The following is a 14,821-nucleotide window of genomic DNA, read 5'->3' on the forward strand; positions in this document are numbered from 1 at the left end:
CCCGGGACCGGCCCCGGCCCCTCCGGTGGGAACCGGGGGCCGGGGCCGGGAATCCGACGGGGCCGGCCGGGGCCGTCGAACCGTCAGAGCGGGGGCAGGCCCGGTGGCACGGCCGCCGGATTGCGCTCCAACTCCTCCAGCGCCAGCCGCACGGCCGTCTCCAACTGCGGGTCGCGACCGGCCGCGTACTCGTGGGGCGGGATGGGGACCTCGATGTCCGGTTCGACACCGTAATTCTCCACCGACCACTCGTGGCCCTTGAGCCAGATCGCGTAGCGCGGCTGGGTGATGGCGGTGCCGTCCACCAGGTCGTAGCGCATGTCGATACCGATCACACCACCCCAGGTACGGGTGCCGACCACCGGACCGAGCCCCAGGGTCCTGATCGCGGCGGTCACCATGTCACCGTCGGAACCCGCGTGTTCGTTGCTGATGGCGACGATCGGACCGCGCGGGGCGTTCTCCGGATAGCTGAGCGGCTCCTGGTGGCGGGGCAGGTCCCAGCCGATGATCCGCCGCGCGAGCTTCTCGATCACCAACTGCGAGGTGTGGCCGCCGCGGTTCTCGCGGACGTCCACGATCAACCCCTCGCGCCCCATCTCGATGCGCAGGTCGCGGTGGAGTTGGGCCCAGCCACTGCTGACCATGTCCGGCACGTGCAGGTAGCCCAGGCGGCCCCCGGAGAGTTCCCGGACCGCCGCCCGGCGCCCGGCCACCCAGTCGTGGTACCGCAGTTGCTCCTCGCTGTCGAGGGGGACCACCACCGCGTGGCGGCGGGACGAGCCGTCGGCCGGGGCGACGGTCAGTTCCACCGCCCGGTCGGCGGTGCCCGACAGCAGTGGGCCGGGTCCGGCGGTCGGGTCCACCGGCACGCCGTCCACCGCCAGGATCGCGTCACCGGCCCGCACCGCCACGCCGGGCGCGGCCAACGGTGAGCGGGCCTGCGGGTCGGAGGTCTCCGAGGGCAGCACCCGCTCCACCCGCCAGGTGCCGTCCGCGTCGCGGGCCAGGTCGGCGCCGAGCAGGCCCTGGCGCCGGGCGGCGGGGACCGGGGAGGCGGGGGGTGTGACGTAGGCGTGTGAGGTGCCCAACTCGCCGTGGACCTCCCACAACAGGTCCACGAGATCGTCGTGGGTGGCGACCCGCTCGACCAGGGGCCGGTACTCGGCCAGCACCGCGTCCCAGTCGACACCGCTCATGTCGGCCCGCCAGAAGTGATCTCGCATCAGTCGGCCGGTCTCGTCGAACATCTGGCGCCACTCGGCGGACGGGTCCACCGTCAGGCGCACCCGTCCGAGGTCGGGGGTGACGCTCTGCTCGTCGTCCTCGCCGGGATTGGTGGAGTCGGCCGGAACGAGGCGCAGCCCGCCGGAGATGCGCAGCAGGACACGCTTGCCGTCACCGGTGACCTCGAAGCCCCGGATGTCGGAGGCGAGCGTGCCGGTCCGCAGTCGCGTGAGGTCGTACCGCTCCACGGTGTTGCCGGGGCGCTTGCCGTCGGGGGCGCCGGCGGAGGTTCCCAGGGTGCCACTGATCGGTTGGCGCAGCCACAGTACGCCGTCGGACCAGGCGCGCAGGTCGGAGTAGCGGCCCGCGTCGACGGGGAAGGGGATGATCCGGTCGGCGAGCCCCTCGACGTCCACCCGGGTGGCCGGGGCGCCGGTGTTCCCGGGTTCCCCACCGCCGGTGGCGGTCCCGTCGGCGCCGTCGGCGCCGTCACCGGTGTCGCCGTCGGCACCACCGGGGGCGGGGTCGGCGGACGCGCCGGGCACGGGCCGGCCGTGGCGCCGCGGCCCGAACGGCGAGGGGGTCTCCGCGGCCAGGGTGAGCAGGTGGGGCCGGCATGCGGCGGGGAAGGAGAGGTCGAAGACGTGGGCGTCGTAGATCGGGTCGAAGGTGCGCTCGGAGAGGAACGCCAGGTGCCTGCCGTCCCGGGTGAAGGCCGGTGAGAAGTCCCGGAAGCGCAGCGGGGTGGCCTCGACGACCTCGCGGTCGGCGACCCGGGCGAGTTTGAGCTGCCGCAGCGGCGCGCTCCCCGGGTGGGACCACACCAACCAGGCGGAGTCGGGGGAGAAGCCGAGTCCGTCGACGTCACCGTGGGAGCTGCGGTCGAGTTCGTGCACGGCGCCGTCGGCGAGGTCCACCAGCAGCAACCGGCCGTCGTGGGCCGCGACGGCGGCCCGGGAGCCGTCGGGAGCCACGGCCAGCTCGAGGACCCGTCCCAGTTCGCCGGAGGCCAGCAGGCGGGGCGGGACGCCCTCCTCCTCGGCGGCGGGGGCGGCGGGGGCCATCGCCAGGGCGTCCTCCCCCTCGGCGTCGGTGACCCACAGCACCCGTTCGCCGTCGGCGTCGGCGGATCGGAACACCCGGGGCAGTCGGGCCCGGACGCCCGGCCGAACGTCCAGGGCCCGCACCGGCCCCTCCCGATGGGTCAGCCAGTGCAGGGTGCCGCGGGTCTCCACGGCGCTGCCGCGCCCGTCGTGGTCGGGGGCGACGCCACCCAGCCGCCGGAGGGCGGGGGCGGGGCGGGGGCGCCGGTGCGTCCGACGGCCGGCGAGCCGGATGCCGTCCAGGGGGCGGGGCTCATCGGCGTCGGGGGATTCCAGCAGCCACAGCTCGCCGCGCCGCATCCAGGTCACCCGCTCGCCGTCGGTGGCGGCCTGGCGGGCGTAGCCACCGTCCAGCGGGGAGTGCCGGCGCAGGTCGGAGCCGTCGGGCAGCGAGGAGTAGAGGGCGCCGGTGTCCTCGTGGTCGGAGACGAAGGCGATGCGTCCGCCCACCCACATGGGCCATTCGAGATTGCCGTTCAGGTCGGCGTGCACCCGCTCGAAGGTGCCGGAGCCGTCGCGGTCGATCCACAGCTTGCCGGCGGTACCACCGCGGTACCGCTTCCAGCGGGCGCCGTCACGGCCCCTGGACTGACCGGCGGACACCAACAGGACGGCCCCGTCGGGTCCGTGGGCGACGGAGCTGACGGGGCCGTACGGAAGGACGCGGGAGGGGCCGCCGTCCATGGGCACCGCGCGGACCACGGTGTGGCGGGAGGAGGGTTGGCCGTAGGGGGTGATGGCCAGGATCTCCGGCTCGTCGTCCCCGATCGCGGGCAGCCAGCCGCGGACACCGGTCTCCCCGCTGCCCCAGTGGGTCAGGCGCCGGGAGGGCCCGCCGTCGACGGCGGCGAGGTGTACCTCGGGGGCGCCGTCCCGACCGGAGGTCCAGGCGATGTGTTCGCCGTCGGGCGACAGTCGTGGGGCGGAGACGGGCACGGAGTCGGCGCTGACCCGCCACGCCCGACCACCGGCCACCGGCGCCGCCCATACGTCGTCCTCGGCGACGAAGGTCAGGAGGTCACCGTTCGGATGCGGATATCGCAGATAGGAAGGAGCTGTCACGCCTCGCACCCTAGGAGGCGGAGGCCCGTGGCGACAGGTGTTTTCCACGGCCGATGGACGCGGGTCGCGCGCGCCCGGGGCGCGCGTATCGGAGAACGGTGTGGTGTGCGCCGGATCCGGGACGGTCTCGGACGGACGTGTCGGGGGTGCGGAGGGGTCGTGCCGCGCACCCGGACGCGCATGACGCGCCGATCCACGAACCCACTGCTACCGTGCGATAAGCCGATCAATCAGGTGGATCGGCGTGATCCCGGCGTACCGGACCGGGCGTGTCCCGCCCCCGATCCCACCCGTCCCCGACCGCGCTCCCGGGCACCGACGACCGGCGCCGGCCCCGCCGCACCGGCCCACCCACCGGGCACACCGGGGACCACGAAGGGCAGTTCGCGATGGCTCAGCAATCGTCCCCGCCCCCCACCGGCGGACCCTCCGGCGCGGTCCCGGGCATGCCCCGCGAACAGTGGGCGACCCGGGCCGGCTTCATCCTCGCCGCGATCGGCTCCGCGATCGGCCTGGGCAACATCTGGCGCTTTCCCGCCGTGACGTACGAGAACGGCGGAGGTGCCTTCCTCCTGCCCTACCTCATCGCCCTGATCACGGCGGGCCTCCCGCTGCTGATCCTGGAGTACACGATCGGGCGTCGGTACCGGGCGGCGCCGCCGGGCGCCTTCCGGCAAATGGCCCGCCCCGCCGAGGCGATCGGTTGGTGGCAGGTCGCCATCTGCTTTGTCATCGCCACCTACTACGCGGTGATCCTGGCGTGGGCCGTGCGCTACGTCGGCTTCTCGGTCGGACAGAGCTGGGGCGACGACCCGGACGGTTTCCTGTTCGGGGAGTTCCTGCGCACCGCCGACACCCCGGGCGCCTTCTCCGCCTTCGTGCCCGGCGTGTTCTGGCCGTTGGTCGCGGTCTGGGTGACGGTCCTGGCGATTTTGGCGCTGGGTGTGCGACGCGGCATCGAGCGGGCCAACAAGATCTTCATCCCGCTGCTGGTCGTCTTCTTCCTGATCCTGGTGATCCGCGCGCTCACCCTGGAGGGCGCCGACATCGGTCTGGACGCCTTCTTCTCCCCCGACTGGGACGCGCTGACCTCCGGCACGGTCTGGGTGGCGGCCTACGGACAGATCTTCTTCTCGCTGTCCATCGGCTTCGGCATCATGATCACCTACGCCTCCTACCTGCGCCGACGAGCCGACCTGACCGGCTCCGGTCTGGTCGCCGGCTTCGCCAACAGTTCCTTCGAGATCCTCGCCGGCATCGGCGTCTTCGCCACCCTGGGCTTCATGGCCACGGCGGCGGGCGTGGGCGTGGACGAGGTGGCGAGCTCCGGGCTGGGCCTGGCCTTCGTGGCCTTCCCGCAGATCATCTCGGAGATGCCGCTGGGCGGGTTCTTCGGGATGCTCTTCTTCGGATCACTGGTGGTCGCCGGTATCTCCTCACTGATCAGCATCGTGCAGGTGGTGGTCTCGGCCGTACAGGACCGCACCGGAATGGCCAGGGTCCCCGCCGTCCTGTCGGTCGGCGGCCTGACCGCCCTGGTGTCCCTGCTGCTCTTCCCCACCGACGGCGGCCTCTACGTGCTGGACGCGGCCGACCACTTCATCAACCAGTACGGCATCGCGCTGGCCGCCCTGGTGATCGTGATCACCGTCTCCTGGGTGCTGCGCATGCTGCCGGTCCTCCAGGCGGACGCCGACGCCACCTCGGCGCTCCTGCTGGGCCGCTGGTGGCGCTTCTTCCTGGCCGTCGTCACCCCCCTGGTCCTCGGCTGGATGATGATCGACAGCCTGATCGACGAGTTCTCCGACAACTACGAGGGCTACGCCACGTCGTTCCTGCTGTGGGCGGGATGGGGCGTGGCGGTGGTGGCGGTGCTCTTCGGCGTGGTGATGGCCCTGCTGTCCGGGCGATCGGGGCCGACGAAGGACTCCAAGGGGGCCGAAACCGCGAGGGACGGGCCCACCGGCCGGCGAACCCGTACCGCCGCGAAACACCGGCGAACCGCCGGCGGTTCGCCGGGAGACCCGAACAGCCCGGCCCCACCGAACACCTCCGGTCCCGATGATCGGGGTCGGACCGACCGGAACGGGAACCCCTGATGTCCGCAGGCGCCGTCATCATGATGATCGTCTCGATCGGCCTGGTGTGGGGCGGCCTGATCGCCGCCATCATCCTGCTGCGCCGACACCCCGACCCGGGCTCCGGGCCGGAGGCCGACCTCCACCCGGACGCCCCGCCCGGCTCAGGGTCCCGGCCGGCCGACGGGCCCGCCGGCCGGCCGGGACCCTGAGCCCGAACGCTCCCCCGCCCTCGCCCCCGTCGCGGTCGTTGTCGCCGGACGCCCCGGCGGTGATCACCGTCGTCCCGGTCGCCGTCGCCGCGCCCGCGGGGCGGGCACCGCCGCGACGGCGGGGCGGTCACCCCCAGCGCGGGGTGCGGGAGAGCACGACCGCGGCGGCGACCGTCCCGGCGGTGGAGGTCCGCAACACGGCGGACCCCAACCGCACCGTCCGGGCCCCCGCCTCCTCGAAGGCGGTCAGCTCCTCCGGAGCGATGCCGCCCTCCGGGCCCACCACCAGCGTCACCGGCCCAGCGGCGGCGGGCCCGACGACCCGGGCCAGGGGCTCGGTCGCGGACTCGTGCAGCACCAGGGCACTTCCGCCGGCCCCGACCGTCCCCGCGATCAGCACGGCCACCTCCCGGGTGGTGTGCGGGTCGGTGACGCCGGGGAACCGCAGCCGACGGGACTGCTTGCCCGCCTCCCGCGCGGTGTTCCGCCACTTGGCCAACGCCTTCCCACCGCGCTCGGCCCGCCACCGCGTCACGCACCGCGCGGCCTGCCAGGGGACGATCGTGTCCACGCCGGTCTCGGTGAGCGTCTCCACCGCCACCTCGCCGCGGTCGCCCTTCGGCAGGGCCTGCACCACGGTCACCGGGGGTTCGGGGTCCGGCTCCCGGCGGACGGCGGTCACCACCATCCGCAGCCGTTCGCGGCCCTCGGTCCCGGTCACCTCACCGACCGCGCCGTGGCCCAGCCCGTCGGCGAGGACCAGTTCCTCACCGACCCGCAGCCGCTTCACCGAGACGGCGTGCCGGCCCTCCGCCCCCTCCAGCCACAACTCGCCCCCGGGCAGGGCGTCGGCGACGGCTCCGTGCACGAAGAGCGGGGCGGTCACCGCCGGCCCCCCGTGGGGGCCCCGGGAAGCCGGTGGACGGGACGGAGCCGGAGGCGCGCCCGGCTCACCGGCCGCTCCAGGCGTCCTTGAGCCGGGAGAACAGGCCCTGCTGCCCCGGCTGGAACTGCCCCGTCGGGCGGTCCTCGCCGCGCAGCGTGGCGAACCGGCGCAACAACTCCTCCTGCTCGGCGTCGAGCTTGCCCGGCGTCTGCACCTCGACGTGCACGACGAGGTCGCCGCGACCGTTGCCCCGCAGGTGGGTGATACCGCGACCGTGCAGCGGGATGGACTGACCCGACTGCGTGCCGGGACGGATGTCCACCTCCTCGGTGCCGTCCAGGGTCTCCAGCGGCACCTTGGTGCCCAGGGCGGCGGCGGTCATCGGCACGGTCACCGTGCAGTGCAGGTCGTCGCCGCGCCGCTGGAAGGCCTCGTGCTGCTTCTCCCGGATCTCCACGTACAGGTCGCCGGGGGGGCCGCCGCCGGGGCCGACCTCGCCCTCACCGGCCAACTGGATGCGGGTGCCGTTGTCCACGCCGGCCGGGATCTTCACCGTCAGCGTCCGACGCGAGCGCACCCGCCCGTCCCCGGCGCACTCCGGGCACGGGGTGGGCACCACGGTGCCGAAGCCCTGGCACTGCGGACACGGCCGGGAGGTCATCACCTGACCGAGGAAGGACCGGGTGACCTGGGAGACCTCGCCGCGCCCGCGGCACATGTCGCAGGTCTGCGCGGAGGTACCGGGCGCGGCCCCCTCACCGTTGCAGGTGTTGCAGACCGTGGCGGTGTCCACCTGGATCTCCCGGGTGGTGCCGAAGGCCGCCTCCTTGAGGTCGATCTCCAGCCGGATCAGGGCGTCCTGGCCACGCCGGGTGCGCGACTTCGGCCCGCGCTGGGCGGCGGTACCGAAGAAGGCGTCCATGATGTCCGAGAAGTTGCCGAACCCCGCGCCGCCGAAGCCCGCCCCGGCCGAGGCGCCCCCCATCGGGTCGCCACCCAGGTCGTACATCTGTTTCTTCTGCGGGTCGGAGAGCACCTCGTAGGCGGTGTTGATCTCCTTGAACCGCTCCTGCGTCTTGGGATCCGGATTCACATCCGGGTGCAGCTCCCTGGCCAGACGTCGGAACGCCTTCTTGATCTCATCCTGCGAGGCATCTCGCTGCACACCAAGGACGGCGTAGTAGTCAGTCGCCACTTATTTCTCCGCGAGGATCTGTCCGACGTATCGGGCCACCGCGCGCACGGCACCCATGGTTCCGGGGTAATCCATCCTGGTGGGGCCGACGACGCCCAGCTTGGCCACGGCCTCGTCCCCGGAACCGTATCCCACCGCCACCACCGAGGTGGAGGTCAGCCCCTCGTGGACGTTCTCCCGCCCGATGCGGACGATCATCTCCGAGTCCTCGGTCTCACCGAGCAGCTTGAGCAACACCACCTGCTCCTCCAGCGCTTCGAGCACCGGACGGATGGTGAGCGGGAAGTCCGGCCCGAAACGGGTGAGGTTGGCGGTACCGCCGATCATCAGCCGTTCCTCGGTCTCCTCGACCAGCGTCTCCAGGAGGGTGGCCAACACGCTCTGGACCGTGCCCCGGTCCTCGGCGTCGAAGGAGTCCGGAAGCTCCCTCACCAGGTGCGGGACCTCGGTGAACCGCTCCCCGGCGATGCGGGCGTTCAACCGGGCGCGCAGGTCGGCCAGGGACGTCTCGCCGATGGGGGCGGGGCAGTCGATCACCCGTTGTTCGACCCGGCCGGTGTCGGTGATCAGCACCAGCATCACCCGGGCGGGGGCCAGTGCGAGCAACTCCACGTGACGCACCGTCGAACGCGAGAGCGAGGGGTACTGGACCACGGCGACCTGCCGGGTCAGCTGCGCGAGCAGCCGCACCGTACGGCCCACCACGTCGTCCAGGTCCACCGCGCTCTCCAGGAAGCTGCGGATCGCCCGCCGCTCGGCCCGCGAGAGGGGCTTGACGTCGGCCAGCTTGTCCACGAAGAGCCGGTACCCCTTGTCGGTGGGCACCCGCCCCGCGCTGGTGTGGGGCTGGGCGATGTACCCCTCGTCCTCCAGCGCCGCCATGTCGTTGCGGACCGTGGCCGGGGACACCCGCAGGTTGTGCCGCTCGGTGAGGGCCTTGGACCCCACCGGCTCCTGCGTGCCCACGTAGTCCTGGACGATCGCCCGCAGCACCTGAAGTCTGCGTTCGCTCAGCATGCCGCGCACCTCCCGTCCGGCCCGTTACCCGCTCTGCTGTGCCGGCACTCCCGTCCGGTGAGTGCCAGAGGTCCCGGAGCCAGTGTACGGCCGGGTACCGGGGCCGGGGAAAGCCCGCCCGCTCGACGGTATCGCGCGACGGTGCCCCCGCGCCGGCCCCGGTGACGAGCGCGTGACGCCGGAGCGGACCGGCGATCCCCGCACACCGGGGCCGGGGGCCACCGGTAAGGGTACGGTCGACGGCATGGCGCGGACCGAGGGAACCGACGGGGAGTCCCGGGAGCACGGGAACGACGGGGGCCCGCGGGCCGGACGGGCGGGGACGCCCGGCGACCGACCGACGGGGGCGGGCGCCTCCCGGACACCCGGCCCGGACCCGGATCCCGGACCCGTCACCGAACCGATTCCGGACCCCGGCCCGACGCCGACGCCGACGCCGGACACGACCCCGATCACCGAACCCGTACCGGAGCCGGTGGCCTCCGGGTCCGCCCCTTCGCCCCCGGACCGGGAGGGGTGGGAGGAGATCGTTCCCGGTGTGCTCCGTCGCCGACTGCCCGGCTGGGACGCCACGGTGGGCCTGATCGTCGGTCCCACCGGGGCGACGCTCGTGGACACCGGTGCCGGCCCCTCCGAGGGCGCGGCGTTGCGCCGCTCGGCGGAACGCGCCGCGGGCGTTCCCGTGCGGCACGTCGTCCTCACCCATCCGCACTTCGACCACCTGCTGGGCGTCGGCGGTCTGCCGGACACCGTGCTGTGGGCCGCGGCCGGCACCCAGGACGTGATCACCGGCCCCGGGGCGGAGGAGATCGGGGCGGACGCCGTCCGGCACGGTCTGGACCCGGCGTCGGTGCACACCGCCATGGACGCCCTCGTGGCCGGCCGGTGGGAGTGGCGGGAGGTGTTCCCACCCGGCGCCGAGCCGGGCCCGGCCGCTCCCCCGTCGAGCGCTCCCCTCCCGACCGGCACGGCCCCCGCGGGTCGCCGGGTGGTGGCGATGGCACCGGGCCCCGCCCACACCGGCCACGACCTGACGCTGCTGGTGACCGGCGCGCCGGGGGTACCGCCGGTGGTCTTCTGCGGGGACGTCGTGGAGGAGTCCGGCGAGCCGCAGGCCGGCCCGGACGCCCACCCCGACGGGTGGCCCGACGCGATCGACCGCCTGCTGCGCCTCGGCGGCGCGGACGCCCGCTACGTACCCGGCCACGGCGCGGTGGTGGACGCCGCCTTCCTGCGCGCCCAACGCAGGGCGCTCGCCACGCGGTTCGGGACACCCGAGACCGGGTGACCGCCGCGGGTGATCGGCCCGGACCGGACCTCGCGACACTCCCGCCTCCTCCCGCCGATGCTCCCGCCGGCACTCCGCCGACACCCCCGCGCGATGACCGGCGGCGCGGGGACACCGTTCTAGACTCGGTCGGTGCGCATGCGTGAGTACGGCCCCGACCTCACCCCGCCGTGGAAGCGGAAGCGGACCCCCGTGTCCGAGGTGCCCGCCGAACCGGATCTCGTGGTGGAGGAGGTGTCCACCGGCTTCTGCGGCGCGGTGATCCGCTGCGAGCGAACCGCGCAGGGCCCCACCGTCACCCTGGAGGACCGCTTCGGCAAGCAGCGGGTCTTCCCCCTGGAACCGGCCGGCTTCCTGTTGGAGGGGCGTCCGGTGACCCTGGCGCGTCCGCGCCCGACCGACGCCCCCGACCGACCGGGCGCCGTCACGCCGGGGCGGACCGCCTCCGGGTCGGTGGCCGTGCCCGGAGCGCGCGCCAGGGTGGCGCGCGCCGGGAGGATCTATGTCGAGGGGCGCCACGACGCCGAACTGGTGGAGAAGGTGTGGGGCGACGACCTGCGCCTCGAGGGCGTCGTCGTCGAGTACCTGGAGGGCATCGACGACCTCCCGGCGATCGTCGCGGAGTTCTCCCCCGGCCCGGAGGCCCGGTTGGGCGTGCTGGTGGACCACCTGGTGCCGGGCAGCAAGGAGTCCCGCATCGCGGCCGGTGTCTCCGGTCCGCACGTGCTGGTCACCGGCCATCCCTTCGTGGACGTGTGGGAGGCGGTCAAGCCCGCCTCGGTGGGCATCGACGCCTGGCCCCGGGTACCGAGGGGGCAGGACTGGAAGACCGGTGTCTGCCGGGCCCTGGGCTGGCCGGAGAACACCGGCGCGGCCTGGCGTCGCGTCCTGGGCTCGGTGCACTCCTACCGCGACCTGGAGCCGGCCCTGCTCGGGCCGGTGGAACACCTCATCGACCACGTGACCGTGGGCGGCCCCAACGGCCCCCTCGGTCTCTGACCCCCACCCACCGGCCGCCTCCGGTGCCCCGGAACCCCGTCGGGAAACGCCTTCCGCACGGGCCCGGGAGAATGGGCCCCATGCCTTCCATCCCCCTCGAGGGCGAGCCGGTCCCCACCGACGGTTCGCTGCCGCCCGGCGCGCTCGACGGCGCCGCCGGGCGCCCCCTCGGCTTCTACCTGCACGTCCCCTTCTGTGCCTCCCGCTGCGGCTACTGCGACTTCAACACCTACGTCGCCGAGGAACTGCGCGGCCCGGACGGCGCCGGGGTGAACCGGGAGAACTTCACCGATCTGCTGATCGAGGAGATCCGGCTCGCCCGGAAGGTCCTGGGGGACGACCCGCGGCCGGTGGAGACGGTCTTCCTGGGCGGCGGCACCCCCACCCTGCTGCCGGTCGACGACCCGGGGCGGCTGCTGGAGGCGTTGCGCCAGGAGTTCGGCCTGGCCCCGGACGCGGAGGCCACCATCGAGGCCAATCCCGAGTCGGTGGACCCGGCCCACCTGGCCGCCCTCCGCGCGGCGGGCTTCACCCGGGTGTCCTTCGGGATGCAGAGCGCCCGCGAGCACGTGCTGCGGATCCTGGATCGCCGGCACCGGCCCGGACGCCCGGAGGAGTGCGTGGCCGAGGCGCGCGCGGCCGGGTTCGAGCACGTCAGCCTGGATCTGATCCACGGCACCCCGGGCGAGGGGGACGACGACTGGCGGGCCTCCCTGGACGCGGCGATCGGGGCCGGTCCGGACCACGTGTCGGCGTACTCGCTGATCGTGGAGGAGGGCACCGCGCTGGCCCGCCGGGTGCGGCGGGGGGAGATCCCGCCCATCGACGACGACGTGCACGCCGACCGGTACCTGATCGCCGAGGAGATGCTCTCGGCCGCCGGGTTCTCCTGGTACGAGGTCTCCAACTGGGCGACCTCCCCCGCCGGGCGCTGCCGGCACAACGAGCTGTACTGGAACGGCGGCGACTGGTGGGGCGCGGGCCCCGGCGCGCACGGCCACGTCGGCGGGGTGCGGTGGTGGAACGCGCGCCACCCCGGCGCGTACGCCCGGGCGCTGGCGGAGGGACGGTCGCCGGGCTCGGGGCGGGAGATCCTGAGCCCCGCCGAACGGCGCACCGAGCGGATCCTGCTCGAGCTGCGGATGGTCGAGGGCTGCCCGTTGACGCTGCTGGAGCCCGCCGGCCGGGCCGCCGCCGAACGGTATCTGGCCGACGGGCTGCTGCGGGAGGACTCCTTCGGAGCGGGCCGTGCCGCGCTGACCCTGCGCGGTCGGCTGCTGGCCGACGCGGTGGCGCGGGACCTCGTCGACTGAGCCCGGGCGGACGCGGCCGGACCCGGGGCCGGGCGTCGACGCCCGGCCCCGCGCACCCGCCCTCGCACGGCGAGGGGCGGAGCCCGTCGGACCCCGCCCCTCGCCGAATGAGCCGACCGGTCAGCCGACCCTCGAGCTCTCGTACATCTCCTCGATGAGGTGGCCGTACTCCTTCTCCACCACCGGACGCTTGAGCTTCAGGCTCGGGGTGAGCTCCCCGTGCTCCACGTCCAGGTCGCGCGGCAGGACGCGGAACTGCTTGATGGTCTGCCAGCGCTGGAGGTCCTCGTTGAGCTGCCGCACGTAGCCGTCGACCATCTCCCGGGTGCGGGCATCGGCCACCACCTGCTCGTACGTCATGTCCTCCATGCCGTTCTCCCGGGCCCAGGCCATCAGGGCGAGCTCGTCCAGGGCGATCAGCGCGCTGCAGAAGTTCCGGTCGGCGCCGATGACCAGGATGTTCGACACGTAGGGGCACACCGCCTTGAACCGGCCCTCGACCTCGGTCGGCGCGACGTACTTGCCGCCGGAGGTCTTGAACAGGTCCTTCTTGCGGTCGGTGATCCGCAGGTAGCCGTCGTCGGACAGCTCGCCGATGTCACCGGTATGGAACCAGCCGTCCGGCTCCAGCACCTCGGCGGTCTTCTCCGGCAGCCCGTGGTACCCCTCCATGACGCCGGGGCCGCGCACCAGGATCTCGCCGTCGTCGGCGACGCGCACCTCCAGCCCGGGCAGGGCCTTGCCGACGGTGCCCGTGCGGTAGGCGGAGCCCGGGTTGACGAAGTTGGCGGCGCTGGTCTCGGTCAGGCCGTAGCCCTCCAGGATGTGGATGCCGGCGCCGGAGAAGAAGTAGCCGATCTCCGGGGCGAGCGCGGCGGAACCCGAGACACAGGCCCTCATGCGACCGCCGAAGCGCTCGCGCAGCTTGGAGTAGACCAGCTTGTCGGCGATCGCGTGCTGGACCCGCAGGCCCATCGGGGCGGTGCGGGCCCCGGTGCGGAAGAAGTTGTCCTGGGTGACCCGACCGTACTCCTTGGCCACCCGGGCCGCCCAGAGGAAGATCTTGTACTTCGCCCCCCCGCCCTCGCGGGCCTTGTTGGCGGCGCCGTTGTAGACCTTCTCGAAGATGCGCGGCACGGACGCCATGTAGGTGGGGCGGACCACCGGCAGGTTCTCGATGATCTTCTCGACCCGACCGTCCACCGCGGCCGAGTGACCGACCTTGACCTGGCCGGCGATCAGCACCTTGCCGAAGACGTGCGCCAGCGGCAGCCACAGGTAGGAGAGGTCTTCCGAGTTCAACAGCTCGATGGCCTCGATGGCGTGGCCCATGTAGGACCACGAGTCGTGGCGCAGCCGTACGCCCTTGGGCCGACCGGTGGTGCCCGAGGTGTAGATGAGGGTGGCCAGCTGGTCGGCGCGCAGGGAGGCGACGGACTCCCGCACCGCCTCGGGGTTCTTCTCCAGGTGGGCGCGCCCGCGCTCGGCCAGCTCCTCCAGGGACAGCACCCAGCCCTCGGGGTCGTCCGGGGCGGCCACCGCGTCGGCGGTCTCGATGATGACCACGTGCGCCAGGTCCGGCAGCTCGGAGCGGCGCTCACGGGCCTTCGCCAACTGCGCGGCGTCCTCGGCGACGAGCACCCGGCTACCGGAGTCCTTCAGGATGAAGGCGGTCTCGTCCGCGTTGGTCTGCGGGTACACCGTGGTGGTGGCGGCACCGGCGCAGAGGACGGCGAGATCGGTGAGGATCCAGTCCACCCGGGTCGCGGAGGCGATGGCCACCCGCTCCTCCGGACGGATGCCCAGGGCCATCAGCCCGGCGGCGATGGCGAAGACGCGCTGCGCGGATTCGGCCCAGGTGTAACTGCGCCAGTCATCGGGCCCGTCGCCGGCGGAGGGCACCGGGTAGCGGTACGCCTCCTTGTCGGGGGTTGTCTCGACCCGATCGAGGAACAGATGCGCCACGGACGGCGGACGATTCTCGATCGGATTCTGCTTCTCGCTCACGACTTCCTCCGGGTCCCGCACTTCTTTGGGGTGACTCACGAGTAACCTCGAGTGGCGCTCACACTAGATGTGTCGGCGCTCGTACGTAAGGGTCCACGTGCCGGTCGATATGAGCCTGTGCCCATCCTACGGCGCCGGGTGTCGCCTGGTGGGGGGCAACATCGTACCGAAGCCGGCCCGGCGTTCCCCGTCCCCGAAGGTCCCCGGGGGCGCCCGTTCCACGACCATCGGGCCGCCCCGGTCCGCCACTTGCGGACCGGGAGCGGACCGGTGGCGGGGCGTTCCGGCGAGTGTCCGGGAATTCGCCCCGTTCCCCCGTCCGGGGGAACGGATGGCCCCGAACGGCGGGACCGGTTCGTACCGGGTCCCGGTTCGGGACCGTGCCACGGGCGCGGTCTCCGGAATCGAACCGACGGGGACGGGGGCCCGCGGCG

The 14,821-nt window shown here is 73.4% G+C and carries 10 protein-coding genes; 5 read left to right on the plus strand and 5 right to left on the minus strand.

Annotated elements, in window-relative coordinates:
* Positions 1-83: 83 nt before the first annotated feature.
* Positions 84-3,392, minus strand: coding sequence for a S41 family peptidase (locus LZF96_RS02980; RefSeq protein ID WP_233865326.1), 3,309 nt, complete (start codon positions 3,390-3,392; stop codon positions 84-86).
* A 446-nt stretch (positions 3,393-3,838) separates the two neighbouring features.
* Here LZF96_RS02980 and LZF96_RS02985 point away from each other — a divergent pair, with 446 nt between their 5' ends.
* Both LZF96_RS02985 and LZF96_RS02990 read left to right on the plus strand, forming a co-directional pair.
* Positions 3,839-5,491 carry a sodium-dependent transporter gene (locus LZF96_RS02985; protein WP_374203077.1) on the plus strand — a complete coding sequence of 551 codons (1,653 nt, stop codon included), beginning with the start codon at positions 3,839-3,841 and terminating at the stop codon, positions 5,489-5,491.
* Positions 5,491-5,682 (plus strand): methionine/alanine import family NSS transporter small subunit, encoded by a 192-nt coding sequence (locus LZF96_RS02990; RefSeq protein ID WP_233865328.1) that lies wholly within the window; start codon positions 5,491-5,493, stop codon positions 5,680-5,682. The genes LZF96_RS02985 and LZF96_RS02990 overlap by 1 nt, the downstream gene beginning before the upstream one ends.
* A gap of 127 nt (positions 5,683-5,809) precedes the next feature.
* On the opposite strand, the gene LZF96_RS02995 is transcribed toward LZF96_RS02990, so the two are convergent.
* The 3 genes from LZF96_RS02995 to hrcA form a co-directional block, all read right to left on the minus strand.
* Positions 5,810-6,568: a 16S rRNA (uracil(1498)-N(3))-methyltransferase gene (locus tag LZF96_RS02995; protein ID WP_233865329.1), complete on the minus strand. Its 759-nt coding sequence runs from the start codon at positions 6,566-6,568 to the stop codon at positions 5,810-5,812.
* A 64-nt stretch (positions 6,569-6,632) separates the two neighbouring features.
* On the minus strand, positions 6,633-7,763 hold the full coding sequence (dnaJ, locus tag LZF96_RS03000) for a molecular chaperone DnaJ (protein ID WP_233865331.1): 1,131 nt from the start codon (positions 7,761-7,763) through the stop codon (positions 6,633-6,635).
* The gene (gene hrcA, locus LZF96_RS03005) at positions 7,764-8,780 is read right to left on the minus strand and encodes a heat-inducible transcriptional repressor HrcA (RefSeq protein ID WP_233865332.1); all 1,017 of its coding nucleotides are present in this window, start codon (positions 8,778-8,780) and stop codon (positions 7,764-7,766) included. It lies immediately after the preceding gene.
* Between the two features lie 538 nt (positions 8,781-9,318).
* Between hrcA and LZF96_RS03010 the strand changes: the two genes are divergently transcribed.
* The 3 genes from LZF96_RS03010 (at position 9,319) to hemW (ending at position 12,380) form a co-directional block, all read left to right on the plus strand.
* Positions 9,319-10,068 (plus strand): MBL fold metallo-hydrolase, encoded by a 750-nt coding sequence (locus LZF96_RS03010; RefSeq protein ID WP_233865342.1) that lies wholly within the window; start codon positions 9,319-9,321, stop codon positions 10,066-10,068.
* A 138-nt stretch (positions 10,069-10,206) separates the two neighbouring features.
* The gene (locus tag LZF96_RS03015) at positions 10,207-11,067 is read left to right on the plus strand and encodes a DUF3097 domain-containing protein (RefSeq protein ID WP_233865488.1); all 861 of its coding nucleotides are present in this window, start codon (positions 10,207-10,209) and stop codon (positions 11,065-11,067) included.
* An 80-nt stretch (positions 11,068-11,147) separates the two neighbouring features.
* Positions 11,148-12,380 carry a radical SAM family heme chaperone HemW gene (gene hemW, locus LZF96_RS03020; protein WP_233865344.1) on the plus strand — a complete coding sequence of 411 codons (1,233 nt, stop codon included), beginning with the start codon at positions 11,148-11,150 and terminating at the stop codon, positions 12,378-12,380.
* A 120-nt stretch (positions 12,381-12,500) separates the two neighbouring features.
* Here hemW and LZF96_RS03025 read toward each other — a convergent pair whose 3' ends face one another.
* Positions 12,501-14,387: a long-chain fatty acid--CoA ligase gene (locus tag LZF96_RS03025; RefSeq protein WP_233865346.1), complete on the minus strand. Its 1,887-nt coding sequence runs from the start codon at positions 14,385-14,387 to the stop codon at positions 12,501-12,503.
* Between the last annotated feature and the right edge of the window lie 434 nt (positions 14,388-14,821).

Origin of the sequence: Streptomyces sp. ST2-7A (assembly GCF_021390475.1) — a bacterium.
In the GTDB taxonomy this organism is placed as follows: domain Bacteria; phylum Actinomycetota; class Actinomycetes; order Streptomycetales; family Streptomycetaceae; genus Streptomyces.